Source organism: Ruegeria sp. BK1 (assembly GCF_056535645.1).
Genome location: NZ_JBQFIS010000001.1, coordinates 1,332,147 through 1,345,740, shown reverse-complemented (window position 1 = coordinate 1,345,740; position 13,594 = coordinate 1,332,147). Strand labels below are relative to the sequence as shown.

Genomic DNA, 13,594 nt, shown 5'->3' with positions numbered 1-13,594 from the left:
GGCTACGCGATCAGTCGGACGAGAATGAGGGACAGGACGAGACCCACCAACGAAAAGGCGATGCCGTAGCCCGCAGCGTATTGCGCCATATCCGCGCCGCTGCCATTACGTCTGCGTGCCGTCAGTGCCCCGAGGATTGCCCCCAGTATCGCCATTCCCAGAACTACGACCATGCGTTAACCGCCTCTGTTATTGGACGGCGCTTCTGCAACCTCTTGCATCAACGACCGGACCACCGTTTCCGAGCCAAAGCCGTAGCGTGCCCATCCCAGACTGTCCAGCCTGACGGAACGTGCCTCGACCGGGCGTCCGGCCTGATTCAGCGCCTCGGATTTCAGCAGCAGCAGCGTCGCAAGTTGCGAGGCATTCTCGGCGCGGGTCATCACGTCGATGGCTTTGTCCAATTCGGGCAGGAAGTCGGGACCGCTGCCTTGCGCCAGCGCATAGGCGCCAAGCTGCGTGGTAATGTAGGCCTGATGCACCTCAGTACTCGGTGACGTGCGCAGAAATTGCAGCGCGATATCATATTCGCGCAAAGCGGCTTGCGGGTTGTCAAATTGCCCCATGCGCCCCATCAGGTAGTGCGGATAGGCGCGGCGGTGGTCGGTCCAGCCCTGTTCCTGTCCGATCTGCGCGGCGCGCTGGGCAGAGCGTAGCCGGGCCTGCACGTTGCGGTTGGGGTTCAGCGATTTTTGCACCGCCCTGATCCATTCACGCGGGGTTTCTGAAGGGGGACCTACGGGCTGGACTTCGCCGTTTGGGTTCAGACGGCGTAGAATGCCGGGGATAACGGCTTCGACTTGTTCACGGCTCATGCCGCTGCGCAAGTCAGGCGAGTAGGCGGCGCGCAGCATCAGCATATCGAACCCGGTCAGAACGGTATGTATGTTGTCATCGTTAAAGACTGAATCCGGCAGGTGATACAGGTCGTTCAGCGGCCCCAGAGCCTGTGCAATCTCTTCGTGCAGGCAATCGCGCTTTTCCTGCGGGCTGGCATCGTAGGGGATGAAAATCCCCAGTCGCTGCCGGTCTTGCAGCCGGACCCAACTGCTTTTCTTCTTGCGCCGATCCCGGCTGTATTCCTCGAAACTGGAGGCGTTCGGGACGACGAAACAGGCGGCTTGCGGCAGGATATCCTGAATTTGGTCCTGAGTGACGGCCTCGATGGTGATATTTGCCTGACCTTCGGGGATTTGCTTGATGTCGATCCGGGCTTCGCGGCGCAGACGGTTGAGCAACCGGGTCAAGTCCTGCTGCATCGACGGAGTAACCTGGCCGGTCAGGCGCACCGTTACGGGCCCCTCGAAGCGAGTAAAGACCGGTAGGGGCGTGCCGCTTTCCAGCGCAAAGTGAAGTGATACGAAATCGCGCGCCATATCGGCATTTGCCCGACCGGGCGGGGTAGGGCGCGGGGTTACAAAGGCCTTTGGGGGCGGCAGCCCTTCAACTGTGGGCTTCACCCGGCTGGGTGGTTCTGGGACGGAAACAGCCGTACATCCAGCCAATGCCAAACCGAACACAAGAGCAGCCCAGCGGATCATGCGCGTTGATACCGAATGAAAGGTGTCTGTTTGCCGATCCGATCATACAATTTGCGCGCGGTATGGTTGAATTCTTGCGTCAGCCAATAGACCGATGGCGCGCCTTGTCGGTCAGCCTCGTCATACACGGCTTGAATTAGCGCGCGTCCAACGCCGGTTCCGCGCGCCTCGGGGCGGGCGAACAGATCCTGAAGGTAGCAGACACTTTCCTCTTTCCACGCATGGCGGTGAAACAGGTAGTGCGTCAGGCCGACCAAACCATCGGAGCTTTCGGCAACAAAGCACGAGAAATCATGCGGATCATCCCCTAAAAGCCGCGCGAATGTGCTGTCATAGGTTTTGTCGGGTACGGATGTTTCGTAGAACGCCAGATAATCGCGCCACATCTCAGCCCATTCGGCCCGGTCATCGGGCCGCAAGGCACGGATCGTAAGGGTGTCAGACACTCAGATTGCCCCATCTGCTCGGATGCCCGACAGTCGGGCGATCATGTGCCAATGCTGACAGCCCGCTTGCCGTAAGGCAAGGCTGATCACTGGATGTTCAGCGTTTGCTACGCGCCATAAAGGCCAGACGTTCGAACAGATGCACATCCTGCTCATTTTTCAGCAGCGCGCCATGTAACTTGGGCAGCGCATTCGCCCCGTCGCGTTTCAGATCCTCGGCGGTCAGATCCTCGGCCAGCAACAGCTTGAGCCAGTCCAGCACTTCCGAGGTCGAGGGCTTTTTCTTCAGCCCCTGCGTCTCACGGATTTCATAGAACTGTGTCAGCGCGGTGGTCAGCAGGGCATCCTTGATCCCAGGGTGATGGACCTCGACGATGCGGCGCATCGTGGTCTCATCTGGGAAGCGGATATAGTGAAAGAAACACCGGCGCAGGAAGGCGTCAGGCAGTTCCTTTTCGTTATTCGAGGTGATGATCACAATAGGCCGGTTCTTGGCTTTGATTGTCTCACCAGTCTCGTAGACATGGAACTCCATCTTATCGAGTTCCTGCAGCAGGTCGTTGGGAAATTCGATATCGGCCTTGTCGATCTCATCAATCAGCAGCACGACCTTTTCGTCGGCGTCGAATGCCTGCCACAGCTTGCCCTTGCGGATATAGTTCGACACGTCATGCACGCGCTCATCGCCCAACTGGCTGTCGCGCAGACGGCTGACGGCGTCATATTCATACAGGCCCTGTTGGGCGCGGGTGGTGGACTTTACGTTCCACTCGATCATCTTCAGACCCAGCGCACCAGCTACCTGCTTGGCCAGTTCGGTCTTACCGGTGCCCGGCTCGCCCTTGACCAGCAAAGGCCGTTCCAAAGTGACCGCGGCGTTGACGGCGATGGTCAGATCATCGGTGGCAACATATTCGGCTGTGCCTTGAAAGCGTGCGGTCATTGGGGCCTCATGATAGGTCGCGCAGGTTGTGCCTTTGGGGTTACAGAGGGGCGAAGATTTTTACAACCCACGTCGCTGCGTCGCCCGATGCGGAATTGACCAGCAACTCCAAGGGCTTTGCTTGATTCGTGCGCTAACACACCCTGAGGCAATATAAAGTTTGCCCAGAAATCGCCCGCACTTTTTCACAGAAAAACAAGGTTTTGTTATTAGTTGTCTCATATTTAGACGCTTTAGGATTACACAACACAGGCGCGTCGTTTGCATAGTGACAATCCCCGCGCCGTCAGATAAACGCTCCGCAGAAGGGAATGCCTCATGTCTGGTGAAGAGAGAGCACTCGGCGTTGCAGGCCACACCGAGGGAGCAAAAATGAAGCAGGAAGTATTTCTGCCCGAAGATTATCGTCCAGCCGAAGACGAACCATTTATGAACGACAAGCAGCTTGAGTATTTTCGTCGTAAGCTGCTGGACTGGAAGACTGAACTTTTGGCAGGCAGCCGCGACACGATCGAAGGTCTGCAAGACAACACTCGTAACATTCCGGACGTTGCAGACCGCGCGAGCGAGGAAACCGATCGCGCGCTGGAACTGCGCACCCGCGACCGTCAGCGCAAGCTGGTGGCCAAGATCGACTCGGCTCTGCGCCGGATTGATGAGGGCGAGTACGGCTATTGCGAAATGACGGGTGATCCGATCTCGCTGCGGCGTCTGGATGCGCGCCCGATCGCGACCATGACGCTTGAGGCGCAAGAGCGTCACGAACGCCGCGAGAAGGTCCACCGCGACGATTGATCGCTGCGAAATTCGGAAATCTTTGACGCCGGGGCCTGTCGCCTCGGCGTTTTTGCGTTAAGCCTTGCGCATGAATAACGACGGTTTGAGTTTTGCCGTAATCGGCGGCGGTATTGGTGGTTTGGCGGCTGCTCTGGCCCTGCGCCTGAAGGGCGCGCAGGTGACGGTGCTGGAACAAGCACCAGCCCTGACCGAAGTGGGCGCGGGCCTTCAGATCAGCGCTAATGGCATGGCTGTGCTGCGTGCGCTGGGTGTTGAGCACACAGAGCCGCGTGTAGGACAACGCTCAAACGGAACGATTCTTCGCGACTACCGCCGAGGCCGCGTCATCAGCCGTATTCCGCCCCCGACGGCCGGCCCGACCTACTACTACCATCGCGCCGATCTATTGGATCTGTTGGCGAAGGCCGCGCGAAACGCGGGGGTCGATATTCGGTTGGGTGCTCAAGTGTCGCAGGTGATCAAACATCCTGGCGAAGCCGAAGTGGTTTTACAAAGCGGTGAGCGATTGCGCACCGAATGCGCCATCGCTGCAGACGGAGGACGCAGCATTCTGCGTCCGATCCTGAACGGAGAGGAACAGCCGCAATTCACCCGCCAAATCGCTTGGCGTGCAACGATACCATGGGCTCAACGCGACCGAGCGCCATGTGCGTCACTGACAATGGGCCCGGGTCGCCATGTGGTCTTGTACCCTCTACGTGACCAGCAAATGATGAATGTGGTAGCAATCGAGGAACGCTCGGACTGGACAGATGAAAGTTGGCGCAGGGAAGGTGATCCTGACGATCTTAGGGCGCGCTTTCAGGATTTCGGCGGCCCAGTGCGGGAGGTGCTGACCGAGGTTGCGCAAACCCACCTTTGGGCCCTTTACCTGCGGCCGGTGGCGCAAAGTTGGCAGAACGGTCGGCTTGCTTTGCTGGGGGACGCTGCCCACCCCACACTACCTTTCATGGCGCAGGGGGCATGTCTTGCGTTGGAGGACGCCTGGATCTTGGCGCGTGCATTTTCTGAGCAATCAGGAGTGACCCAGGCGCTTTCGGTCTACGAGACTACCCGCCGCCCCAGAGCCCGCAACGTCGTGGCCACCGCTGGTGCCAATGCCCGCAATTTCCACTTGCGCGGACTGATGCGTCTGGGCGCGCAACTGGCCTTGTCCGTTATCGGTGGGAAATTGGCACGCAAATACGACTGGATCTACAACTACGACCCGACCGAATAAGGAATTAAAGATCGAGTTCCACCCAAACCGGAACGTGATCTGAAGGCTTTTCGTGCCCGCGTATCTCGGAATCAATCCGGCAATCGCGCATCAGATCTGCCGCCTGCGGGGTCAACAGGAAATGGTCGATGCGGATGCCGTCATTCCTGTTCCATGCCCCGGCCTGATAATCCCAAAAGGAATAGTGCCCAGGCCCCTGTGTGCGCGCCCGGAACGCCTCGGTAAAGCCGAGGTTCAGGATTTTACGAAATGCCGCCCGGCTTTCAGGCCGAAACAGAGCATCCTCCCGCCATGCCTCGGGACGTGCGGCGTCTTCGGCCTGAGGAATGATGTTGTAATCCCCGGCCACCAGTGCCGGCTCTTCACCAGCAATCAGCTCCTGCGCGCGCTGATAAAGGCGCTCCATCCAGGCAAGCTTATAGTCATATTTCGGTCCCGGAGCCGGATTGCCGTTAGGCAGATACAAACCGCAAATCCGCAACGAGTGCTTTCCGACGACCGTCGCCTCAATCCACCTCGCTTGTTCGTCGTCATCGTCGCCCGGTAGCCCTCGTGATACATCCTCAAGCGGGAATTTTGAAAGGATCGCTACGCCGTTAAAGCTTTTCTGCCCGTGGGTTTCGACATTGTAGCCCCGGTCTTCGAAAAGTTCCTTGGGAAAGTTCTCATCCACCGACTTGATCTCTTGCAGCAACACGATGTCGGGCTGCGCGTCATCCAGCCAACGGGGCAGAGCCTCAATCCGTGCTTTGATACCGTTGATGTTGAATGTGGCGATTTTCATGCGCAATCCTCCAGAGCCATTGGCAACCTATCGCGCAGAATGAACGCAGCGGCAAGATGGCGGAGGGCTGGGGAGCGAGGCTCTGCCTCGCGCTCCGGGATATTTTTAGCCAGATGAAGAAACGGATCGTTAACCAATCCGTGCGATCTCTAATATGCGGTACAGGCGGGGACGCCGATGACCGCGCCAGGTGAAGCTCTCCGGCATTGAGGTCGGAGAGCGGATCCCTTCTTCATCTGGCTATAAATATCCTGGGGGTGTGGGGGCAACGCCCCCGCCTTTGCTTACATGGAAAATGATGTGCCGCAGCCGCACGATGAGGTCGCGTTCGGGTTTTCGATCACAAACCGTGCACCGATCAGTTCCTGTGTAAAGTCTATGACCGCGTTTTCCAAAAACGGCAACGAGACCGAGTCCACGATGACTTTCTGTCCTTTACCCTCAAGGATCAGATCATCCTCTTTCGGTTCGTCCAGGGCGATCTCGTATTGGAACCCGGAACAGCCGCCGCCTTCTACCGCGACGCGCAGGGCTTGTCCCTGATCCGCAGCGCCGATTTCAGCCAGACGGTCGAAGGCGCGTTCGGTGACTGTTGGGGGCAGATTCATGCCACGCTCCAAAGGTTTATTTCTGTACCACACTACCATATAGAAAACCCAAGGACAGGCGACAAGGACAAGACCTTTGGAAAGAGCGGGTTTTGCCTCGGACCCCAGTCGCGCGCGAGGGCGGTTGGTGCCAGAGGAAGAGAGCAGTTTTCGGTCATGCTTTCAGCGCGATCGTGACAGGATCATTCATGCCAGCGCGTTTCGGCGGCTCAAGCACAAGACGCAGGTTTTTGTGGAGCATGAAGGGGATAGCTATCGCACCCGCCTGACGCATTCCATTGAGGTGGCGCAGGTGGCGCGGACTATTTCCGGTGCTTTGGGCCTTAACCCGGAACTGACCGAGGCCGTCGCTTTGGCTCATGATTTGGGTCATACACCATTTGGTCATACGGGTGAGGATGCGTTGCATGCCATCATGCAGCCCTATGGTGGCTTCGATCACAATGCACAAGCCATTCGTATCGTGACCAAGCTGGAGCGGCACTATGCCGAGTTCGATGGCTGCAACCTGACATGGGAGACGTTGGAAGGGATTGCCAAGCACAACGGCCCAGTTGAGGGCGTGTTGCCTTGGGCGTTGGCAGAGTGCAACGGCGTTTTTGATCTGGAACTGCACACCCATGCCAGCGCCGAGGCGCAAGTGGCCGCATTGTCAGATGATATCGCTTATAACAACCATGATTTGCTGGACGGGCTGCGGGCGGATTTGTTCAGTGATGACGAAATTCAAACCCTGCCGATTGTGGGTACGTGCTATGCCGAGGTCGATCGTGCGTACCCAGCACTGGACCCGTATCGGCGCAGGCATGAGGCTTTGAGGCGCGTCTTTGGGGTCATGGTCTCGGATGTGATCGACACGTCCGCTGGGTTAATTGCCGAATCTGGTGCGCAATCGGTGGAAGATATCCGCCATTTGGGTCGCCCGGTGATCCAGTTCTCGGAGCAATTGTGGGCGCAGTTGCAGGACATCCGCGCCTTTCTGTTCACCCGAATGTATCGCGCGCCCTCGGTGATGGAGGTGCGGGCCGAAGTTAGCAAGATCGTCGAAGAGTTGTTCCCGATTTATCTCGGGGACCCCCGTCAAATGCCGGCCCGCTGGCACGCTGAGATTGAGGCGGCTGACAATGAAACCGCACTTGCCCGGATCGTGTCAGACTATATCGCCGGGATGACGGACCGGTTTGCGATACAGGATCATGTACGGTTGACAGGACGACCCGCGCCGACGGGTCACTCGATCCCGATATAGGCCAGCGCCCAGACCTGTTGGCTGGCTTGCGAGTCGGTTGCGTCGGCATCGTCGGTTGGCGGGAACACGATCATGGTGGGGCCATATCCTCCGACGCCCATCGGTTCACCGTCGGCATGGGTGGCTAAAATGGGTTTGTACGTCGAAATGCTGTCCCATGGGATTTCCGCCTGATACCCGTCCATTGCCATGGGACGTGCGGTTTTTCCTTCGGCTCCCGCAAGGATCATAACGTCCGACAGCAGCGGGCCACTGAAAGTGTAGTTGCGCTGATGATCGGGCGGGCCATAGGGAATAGTGATTTGAATCTGGGGTAGGCTGTCCAGAAGGGCCGCGTCAAACCCTGCTGCACCCTCATGGGTCACTTCGAGAAACCCAAGCAGCCCGCCATCATTCTCGCCCCGCGCCGGCAGGTTGGTTTCGCTGACAGCGCCACCCAATGTCACCAGCACATGTCCTTGCGGTGCGGGCATCTCGGCCAGAACGGGCAGGGCGGTGGACAGAAGCAGGCTGAGGGGTAGGGCGAGGCGCATCAATGGTCTCCGAATTTCGCAGTTCGGGCAGACTGTAGCGGGGATTGCGCCCAAACCAAGGTCAAACTTTAGGCATCCATTGACCTTACCGCGCTGCGTGATAAACCGCCGGGCAAGCAAAAGGACATTCGAAATGAACCTGTTTTCCGAGATCCGCGCCCTTGTACTGGGCGCGCTGGCGCAGATGCAGTCCGAAGGTGCTATGCCCGAGGGACTGAGCTTTGACAACGTGGCGGTTGAGCCTCCGCGCGACGCGGCACATGGCGATATGGCGACCAACGCGGCGATGGTATTGGCAAAACCAGCCAAGATGAAGCCGCGCGACATTGCCGATGTGCTGGCCGGAAAGCTGGCTGCCGATGATCGGATCACCAGCGCCGAGGTGGCAGGGCCGGGGTTTTTGAACCTGCGGCTGGCGCCGTCGGTCTGGCAGGGTGTGCTGACCGCCGTGCTGGAACAGGGCAACGATTATGGTCGCTCGACCATGGGACACGGGCAGAAGGTGAACGTCGAATATGTCTCGGCCAATCCCACCGGTCCGCTGCATGTAGGCCATACGCGGGGCGCGGTCTTCGGTGACGCCTTGGCAAGCCTGCTGGCTTATTCTGGCCATGAAGTTACGCGTGAGTATTACATCAACGATGGCGGCGCGCAGGTGGATGTACTAGCGCGTTCGGCCTATGAGCGGTATCGCGAGGCCAATGGCCTCAGCCCCGAGATTGCCGAGGGGCTCTATCCCGGTGACTATCTGATCCCGATCGGCGAGGCGCTGAAAGAGAAATACGGCGATACCCTGATCGACAAGCCTGAAAGCGAATGGCTTGAGGACCTGCGCAACTTTGCCACCGATGCGATGATGGACCTGATCCGTGCTGATCTGAAGGCGCTGGGCGTCGAGATGGACGTGTTCTTTTCTGAGAAATCTCTCTATGGCACGGGCCGGATCGAGGCTGCGCTGCAATCGCTGACCGACAAGGGCCTGATCTATGAAGGCGTGCTGGAGCCGCCCAAAGGCAAAAAGCCCGAAGATTGGGAGCCGCGCGAGCAGACCCTGTTCAAATCGACCGAACATGGCGATGACGTGGACCGTCCGGTCAAGAAATCAGACGGCGCGTGGACCTATTTCGCGCCCGATATCGCCTATCACTATGACAAGGTGAGCCGTGGCTTTGACGCTCTGATCGACGTGTTTGGTGCCGACCACGGCGGCTATGTCAAACGGATGAAGGCGGCTGTGTCGGCGCTGTCCGATGGCAAGGTGCCGCTGGATATCAAGCTGACCCAGTTGGTGAAGCTTTGGAAGAATGGCGAGCCGTTCAAGATGTCTAAACGGGCAGGGAACTTTGTCACTCTGCGCGATGTGGTGGATCAGGTGGGGCCGGATGTTACGCGTTTCGTCATGCTGACCCGCAAGAACGACGCGCCGCTGGATTTTGATTTCGACAAGGTGCTGGAGCAAAGCCGCGAGAACCCTGTGTTCTACGTGCAATACGCCCATGCCCGCGTCATGAGCGTTTTGCGCCGCGCGGCTGAGGCCGGGATCGCCACAGATGATGCGACCCTCAAAGGGGCCGATCTGAGTAAGAACGATCACGCATCCGAGTTGACTGTTGCTAAAAAGCTGGCCGAATGGCCGCGTCTGGTGGAAATCGCTGCCCGCACGAACGAGCCGCACCGCGTTGCGTTCTACCTTTATGAACTGGCCGGAGACTTCCACGCGCTGTGGAACAAGGGCAACGACGAAACCCAACTGCGGTTCATTCAGGATGGCGATGTTGCCACAAGCCAGTCAAAAATCGCTTTGGCCCGTGCCGTTTCTGTTGTGATTTCAGCGGGCTTGGGTATTCTTGGCGTTACCCCGGCGCAGGAGATGCGGTAACAAACACCGCCCGAACCGCCGGTACGAGGTAGGCAAGAAATGACCCGCGCGCCTTATTTTCCGGCGCGAAACGGGCGGTGAGGCGGACATGGCAAATAACGTTTACTCGGGGCAGATGCGTCCCGAGCAGATGCATTACACGAATCAACCCTCGGTTCAGGGCGGTTACGATTATTCCGACGACTTGCACGGGTATGAAGAGACGCCGCAGGCAGCGGGCTTGGGTCGGATCGTGAATTTTCTGGGGGCGGCCGCGTCCTTGGCTTTGGTCGCCGGTATCGCCGTTTGGGGCTATAAGTTGGTCATGCGCGATGTCAGCGGTGTTCCGGTTGTCCGCGCGATCGAAGGGCCGATGCGTATCCAGCCGGAAAATCCAGGTGGGACACCTGCAGATCATCAGGGCTTGGCGGTGAACGCAGTGGCAGCCGTCGGCACCGCTGCGCCGCCTGCAGATCGATTGATTTTGGCGCCGCGCCCCGTTTCGCTAACGGATGAAGACACGCCGGTTGAACCGCTGAAGCCCACACCGGCCGTGCACTTGGTGGAAGAAGAAATCTCTGATCAAGAGGCGGCGCAACTGCGCCAAGGTGCCGTGGATGCGGTGGTTGCTGAACTGGCGGACAAGCCAATTGAACAGCCACAGGACGGTGTGCAACTGGCGTCGCTTGCGCTTGACGACGAACCGGCGATTGACCCTGCGGACTACGCAGCGCAACTGCCGGACCCCGCAATTGCAGCGCTGCCCGGTGTGCGCCGGTCGCTGCGGCCCATCACACGCCCGGCACGCAGGATCAGCAACCCGATCACACCTAGCAGCAGCACCGAAGATGCCATCAATGCGGCTGTCAAAGCCGCTGTTGGCTTGGATGTCGACGCTGATACCCTTTCAAAGGGCACCCGTATGGCCCAGCTCGGGGCCTATGAAAGCACCCAGGTTGCGCAATCAGAATGGGATCGCCTGAACGGTCGATTCGGTGAGTATATGGATGGAAAACAACGAGTTATTCAAAAAACCTCAAGCGGTGGACGCACATTCTATCGGCTGCGGGTTTTGGGTTTTGATGATCTGAGCGACTCGCGTCAGTTCTGTGCTGCGCTTCAGGCGCAGGGGGCTGACTGTATCCCGGTCGCAGCCCGGTGACATTCGGCGCTGCGATCTCTGACGCGGAAGGGCTGCGGCTTACACCCGACGAGAAAAAACTGTTCCGCGAGATGAACCCGTTCGGGTTCATCCTCTTTGCCCGAAATATCGACACCGCCGATCAAGTGCGCGCCCTGTGTGACGACTTTCGCGAGGCGGTGGGCCGCAACTGCCCGATAACGATTGATCAGGAAGGTGGACGCGTTCAGCGCCTGCGCGCGCCTTTGGCACGCGAATGGGCCCCGCCGCTGGATCATGCGGCTCGTGCTGGGGAACAGGCCGAACGGGCGATGTATCTGCGCTATCGCTTGATCGCGCTAGAATTGTTCGAGCTTGGGATCGACAGCAACTGTGCCCCGATGGTTGATCTGGCGCGTGACGACACCCATGCGTTCCTCAAGAACCGCTGCTATGGCTCTGATCCTAAACAGGTTGCGAAACTTGGCCGCGCGGTTGCCAAAGGGCATCTGGACGGCGGTGTTCTTCCGGTCATCAAACACATGCCCGGGCATGGCTTGTCCACGCTGGACAGCCACCATGACCTGCCGCATGTGGATCTGACTCAAGAAGCACTGGAAGGGGCCGATTTCGCACCGTTTCGCGCGCTGAACGACCTGCCGATGGGGATGACCGCACATCTAGTCTATGACCGGATCGACCCGCAACCGGCGACGATTTCACCTACGATGATCGGCCTGATCCGTGACAAGATCGGATTTGACGGGCTGATTATGACCGACGATATCTCGATGAAAGCCCTGTCCGGCGCGCCCGAAGAAATCGCCGGGCAAGCGCTGGCTGCGGGCTGCGACGTGGTTCTGCATTGCAACGGTACTTTTGAAGTCCGCGCCAAGGTGCTGGACGCCGTCGGAGAGATGACCCCACTAGCGCAAAAACGCGCCGAAAAAGCGCTGTCGATGCGGCAAAAGCCTGTGGAACTTGACATCGAAGCCGCCGAGGCGGAACTATCTGCCCTAATGGGCGGGCAGGTATATGAACGATAACCTTTTTAGCGAAGATCCGGTCTCGGTCGCGGATCGGCTTGTCGCCGAGGCGCTGATTGTTGACGTCGACGGGTTCGAAGGCCCATTGGACGTGCTGCTGACCCTGTCGCGGACGCAGAAAGTTGACCTGCGCAGAATCTCGGTTTTGGCGCTGGCGCAGCAATATCTGACCTTCGTTGAAAAAGCCCGTGCGCTGCGGATCGAACTGGCGGCGGATTATCTGGTCATGGCCGCTTGGCTGGCCTTTCTGAAATCCCGCCTGCTGCTGCCGCCCGATCCCGATGACGAAGGACCGTCTGGTGAGGAATTGGCCGCGCATCTGGCGTTCCAACTTGAACGCCTTCAGGCCATGCGCGACGCGGCTGCACGTCTGATGGCGCGGGATCAGTTGGGGCGTGATTTCTTCAAACGGGGGCAGGGTGAGGATGTCACTCGCATCCGCACCGTGACCTATTCAGCCACGTTGTTGGATCTGATGCAGGGTTATGCGCGCATCCGCACCCGCGATGAATTCCGACCCTTTGTCATGGACCGCGATGCTGTCTTTACCATGGAACAGGCGTTGGAACGGATGCGCCCCTTGATCGGGTTTGCGGGCGCCTGGACAGATATGGAGACCTATCTGCCCGACGGTTGGGATGCCGATCCGGTGCGGCGGCGCTCGGCCACGGCGGCGACGTTTGCGGCCTCGTTGGAGCTGGTGAAAGAAGGACATATGGAGATCAAGCAAAGCGAAACCTTTGCACCGATCCATCTGCGCAAGAGGACCGAAACACGTGACTGAAACCTCTGAGGAAACCGGCACCCTGTTCGAAGCGCCCCCCTTGGCCGAACAGGAACGTATGGTCGAAGCCGTGCTGTTCGCGAGTGCTGAACCCGTTTCGATCAGCGATCTTGAAGCCCGGATGCCCCACGGCAGCGACGCGGCACAAGCGGTTGATCTGCTGCGCAAGCGCTATGAAGGGCGCGGCGTGCGCGTTGTGCGCGTGGGAGAGGCCTGGGCCATCCGCACAGCCCCTGATCTGGGCTTTTTGATGCAAAAGGAAACGGTTGAGACACGAAAACTCAGCCGTGCCGCCATCGAAACGCTGGCCATCGTGGCCTATCACCAGCCCTGCACGCGGGCCGAGATCGAGGAAATCCGTGGCGTGTCCGTCTCGCGCGGGACCATTGACCAGTTGCTGGAAATGGAGTGGATCAGGCTGGGGCGTCGTCGCATGACACCGGGCCGTCCGGTGACATTTGTGGTTACGCCGCAGTTTCTGGATCATTTCGGGCTGGAAAACGCCCGCGACCTTCCAGGGCTTCAGGAATTGCGCGCCGCAGGGTTGCTGGAAAACAGGCCACCTCCGGGTACGATTCCCTTGGGAGAGGGCAGCGACGAAGAAGAAGATGAAGATCAGGTGGAACTGTTCGAGGAAGAGTGATCAAACGGCCCTTTTGTTGCCA

General features: G+C 58.9%; 15 protein-coding genes. 8 read left to right on the top strand and 7 right to left on the bottom strand.

All coding sequences use genetic code 11. The annotated features are described in order from the left end of the window. Window positions 1–2: 2 nt before the first annotated feature. The 4 genes from ACR3E7_RS06720 to ACR3E7_RS06705 form a co-directional block, all read right to left on the bottom strand. Window positions 3–173 carry a hypothetical protein gene (locus ACR3E7_RS06720; protein WP_170788750.1) on the bottom strand — a complete coding sequence of 57 codons (171 nt, stop codon included), beginning with the start codon at window positions 171–173 and terminating at the stop codon, window positions 3–5. Between the two features lie 3 nt (window positions 174–176). After that, a complete protein-coding gene (locus ACR3E7_RS06715) occupies window positions 177–1,541 on the bottom strand; it encodes a DUF2927 domain-containing protein (RefSeq protein WP_170788749.1) in 1,365 nt (454 codons plus the stop codon). Then, window positions 1,538–1,987, bottom strand: coding sequence for an N-acetyltransferase family protein (locus ACR3E7_RS06710; protein WP_480502518.1), 450 nt, complete (start codon window positions 1,985–1,987; stop codon window positions 1,538–1,540). Before ACR3E7_RS06710 ends, ACR3E7_RS06715 begins: the two co-directional genes overlap by 4 nt. Window positions 1,988–2,084: 97 nt before the next feature. Continuing rightward, window positions 2,085–2,930, bottom strand: coding sequence for an AAA family ATPase (locus ACR3E7_RS06705; RefSeq protein WP_170788747.1), 846 nt, complete (start codon window positions 2,928–2,930; stop codon window positions 2,085–2,087). A gap of 372 nt (window positions 2,931–3,302) precedes the next feature. Here ACR3E7_RS06705 and dksA point away from each other — a divergent pair, with 372 nt between their 5' ends. Beyond that, window positions 3,303–3,725 (top strand): RNA polymerase-binding protein DksA, encoded by a 423-nt coding sequence (gene dksA, locus ACR3E7_RS06700; RefSeq protein WP_170774521.1) that lies wholly within the window; start codon window positions 3,303–3,305, stop codon window positions 3,723–3,725. Window positions 3,726–3,795: 70 nt separating this feature from the next. After that, the gene (locus ACR3E7_RS06695) at window positions 3,796–4,947 is read left to right on the top strand and encodes an FAD-dependent monooxygenase (protein WP_480502517.1); all 1,152 of its coding nucleotides are present in this window, start codon (window positions 3,796–3,798) and stop codon (window positions 4,945–4,947) included. A gap of 4 nt (window positions 4,948–4,951) precedes the next feature. On the opposite strand, the gene xth is transcribed toward ACR3E7_RS06695, so the two are convergent. Both xth and ACR3E7_RS06685 read right to left on the bottom strand, forming a co-directional pair. Next, window positions 4,952–5,731 (bottom strand): exodeoxyribonuclease III, encoded by a 780-nt coding sequence (gene xth / locus ACR3E7_RS06690; RefSeq protein WP_480502516.1) that lies wholly within the window; start codon window positions 5,729–5,731, stop codon window positions 4,952–4,954. Between the two features lie 284 nt (window positions 5,732–6,015). After that, window positions 6,016–6,339 (bottom strand): HesB/IscA family protein, encoded by a 324-nt coding sequence (locus tag ACR3E7_RS06685; protein ID WP_170774515.1) that lies wholly within the window; start codon window positions 6,337–6,339, stop codon window positions 6,016–6,018. 76 nt (window positions 6,340–6,415) lie between these two features. On the opposite strand from ACR3E7_RS06685, the gene ACR3E7_RS06680 reads away from it, so the two are divergent. Then, window positions 6,416–7,588: a deoxyguanosinetriphosphate triphosphohydrolase gene (locus ACR3E7_RS06680; RefSeq protein ID WP_480502515.1), complete on the top strand. Its 1,173-nt coding sequence runs from the start codon at window positions 6,416–6,418 to the stop codon at window positions 7,586–7,588. Here ACR3E7_RS06680 and ACR3E7_RS06675 read toward each other — a convergent pair. Beyond that, the gene (locus tag ACR3E7_RS06675) at window positions 7,570–8,121 is read right to left on the bottom strand and encodes a putative pterin-binding protein (RefSeq protein WP_480502514.1); all 552 of its coding nucleotides are present in this window, start codon (window positions 8,119–8,121) and stop codon (window positions 7,570–7,572) included. The genes ACR3E7_RS06680 and ACR3E7_RS06675 overlap by 19 nt on opposite strands. Before the next feature lie 133 nt (window positions 8,122–8,254). Here ACR3E7_RS06675 and argS point away from each other — a divergent pair, with 133 nt between their 5' ends. From argS to scpB, 5 genes are all read left to right on the top strand, one after another. After that, window positions 8,255–10,000: an arginine--tRNA ligase gene (argS, locus tag ACR3E7_RS06670; protein WP_480502513.1), complete on the top strand. Its 1,746-nt coding sequence runs from the start codon at window positions 8,255–8,257 to the stop codon at window positions 9,998–10,000. Between the two features lie 88 nt (window positions 10,001–10,088). Further along, window positions 10,089–11,141: an SPOR domain-containing protein gene (locus ACR3E7_RS06665; protein WP_480502512.1), complete on the top strand. Its 1,053-nt coding sequence runs from the start codon at window positions 10,089–10,091 to the stop codon at window positions 11,139–11,141. Further along, window positions 11,138–12,145, top strand: a complete 1,008-nt coding sequence (gene nagZ, locus ACR3E7_RS06660; RefSeq protein WP_480502511.1) for a beta-N-acetylhexosaminidase — start codon at window positions 11,138–11,140, stop codon at window positions 12,143–12,145. The genes ACR3E7_RS06665 and nagZ overlap by 4 nt, the downstream gene beginning before the upstream one ends. After that, entirely contained in the window at window positions 12,135–12,929 is a 795-nt protein-coding gene (locus ACR3E7_RS06655; protein WP_170788739.1) for a segregation and condensation protein A, read from the top strand. Before nagZ ends, ACR3E7_RS06655 begins: the two co-directional genes overlap by 11 nt. Next, on the top strand, window positions 12,922–13,572 hold the full coding sequence (scpB, locus tag ACR3E7_RS06650) for an SMC-Scp complex subunit ScpB (RefSeq protein ID WP_170782557.1): 651 nt from the start codon (window positions 12,922–12,924) through the stop codon (window positions 13,570–13,572). The genes ACR3E7_RS06655 and scpB overlap by 8 nt, the downstream gene beginning before the upstream one ends. The last annotated feature ends 22 nt before the right edge of the window (window positions 13,573–13,594 follow it).

Excerpts from the sequence above, each read along its gene's own strand:
- ACR3E7_RS06720 (WP_170788750.1), bottom strand. The coding sequence starts at position 173 with ATGGTCGTAGTTCTGGGAATGGCGATACTGGGGGCAATCCTCGGGGCA.
- ACR3E7_RS06715 (WP_170788749.1), bottom strand. The coding sequence starts at position 1,541 with ATGATCCGCTGGGCTGCTCTTGTGTTCGGTTTGGCATTGGCTGGATGT.
- ACR3E7_RS06705 (WP_170788747.1), bottom strand. The coding sequence starts at position 2,930 with ATGACCGCACGCTTTCAAGGCACAGCCGAATATGTTGCCACCGATGAT.
- dksA (WP_170774521.1), top strand. The coding sequence starts at position 3,303 with ATGAAGCAGGAAGTATTTCTGCCCGAAGATTATCGTCCAGCCGAAGAC.
- ACR3E7_RS06695 (WP_480502517.1), top strand. The coding sequence starts at position 3,796 with ATGAATAACGACGGTTTGAGTTTTGCCGTAATCGGCGGCGGTATTGGT.
- xth (WP_480502516.1), bottom strand. The coding sequence starts at position 5,731 with ATGAAAATCGCCACATTCAACATCAACGGTATCAAAGCACGGATTGAG.
- ACR3E7_RS06685 (WP_170774515.1), bottom strand. The coding sequence starts at position 6,339 with ATGAATCTGCCCCCAACAGTCACCGAACGCGCCTTCGACCGTCTGGCT.
- ACR3E7_RS06675 (WP_480502514.1), bottom strand. The coding sequence starts at position 8,121 with ATGCGCCTCGCCCTACCCCTCAGCCTGCTTCTGTCCACCGCCCTGCCC.
- argS (WP_480502513.1), top strand. The coding sequence starts at position 8,255 with ATGAACCTGTTTTCCGAGATCCGCGCCCTTGTACTGGGCGCGCTGGCG.
- ACR3E7_RS06665 (WP_480502512.1), top strand. The coding sequence starts at position 10,089 with ATGGCAAATAACGTTTACTCGGGGCAGATGCGTCCCGAGCAGATGCAT.
- ACR3E7_RS06655 (WP_170788739.1), top strand. The coding sequence starts at position 12,135 with ATGAACGATAACCTTTTTAGCGAAGATCCGGTCTCGGTCGCGGATCGG.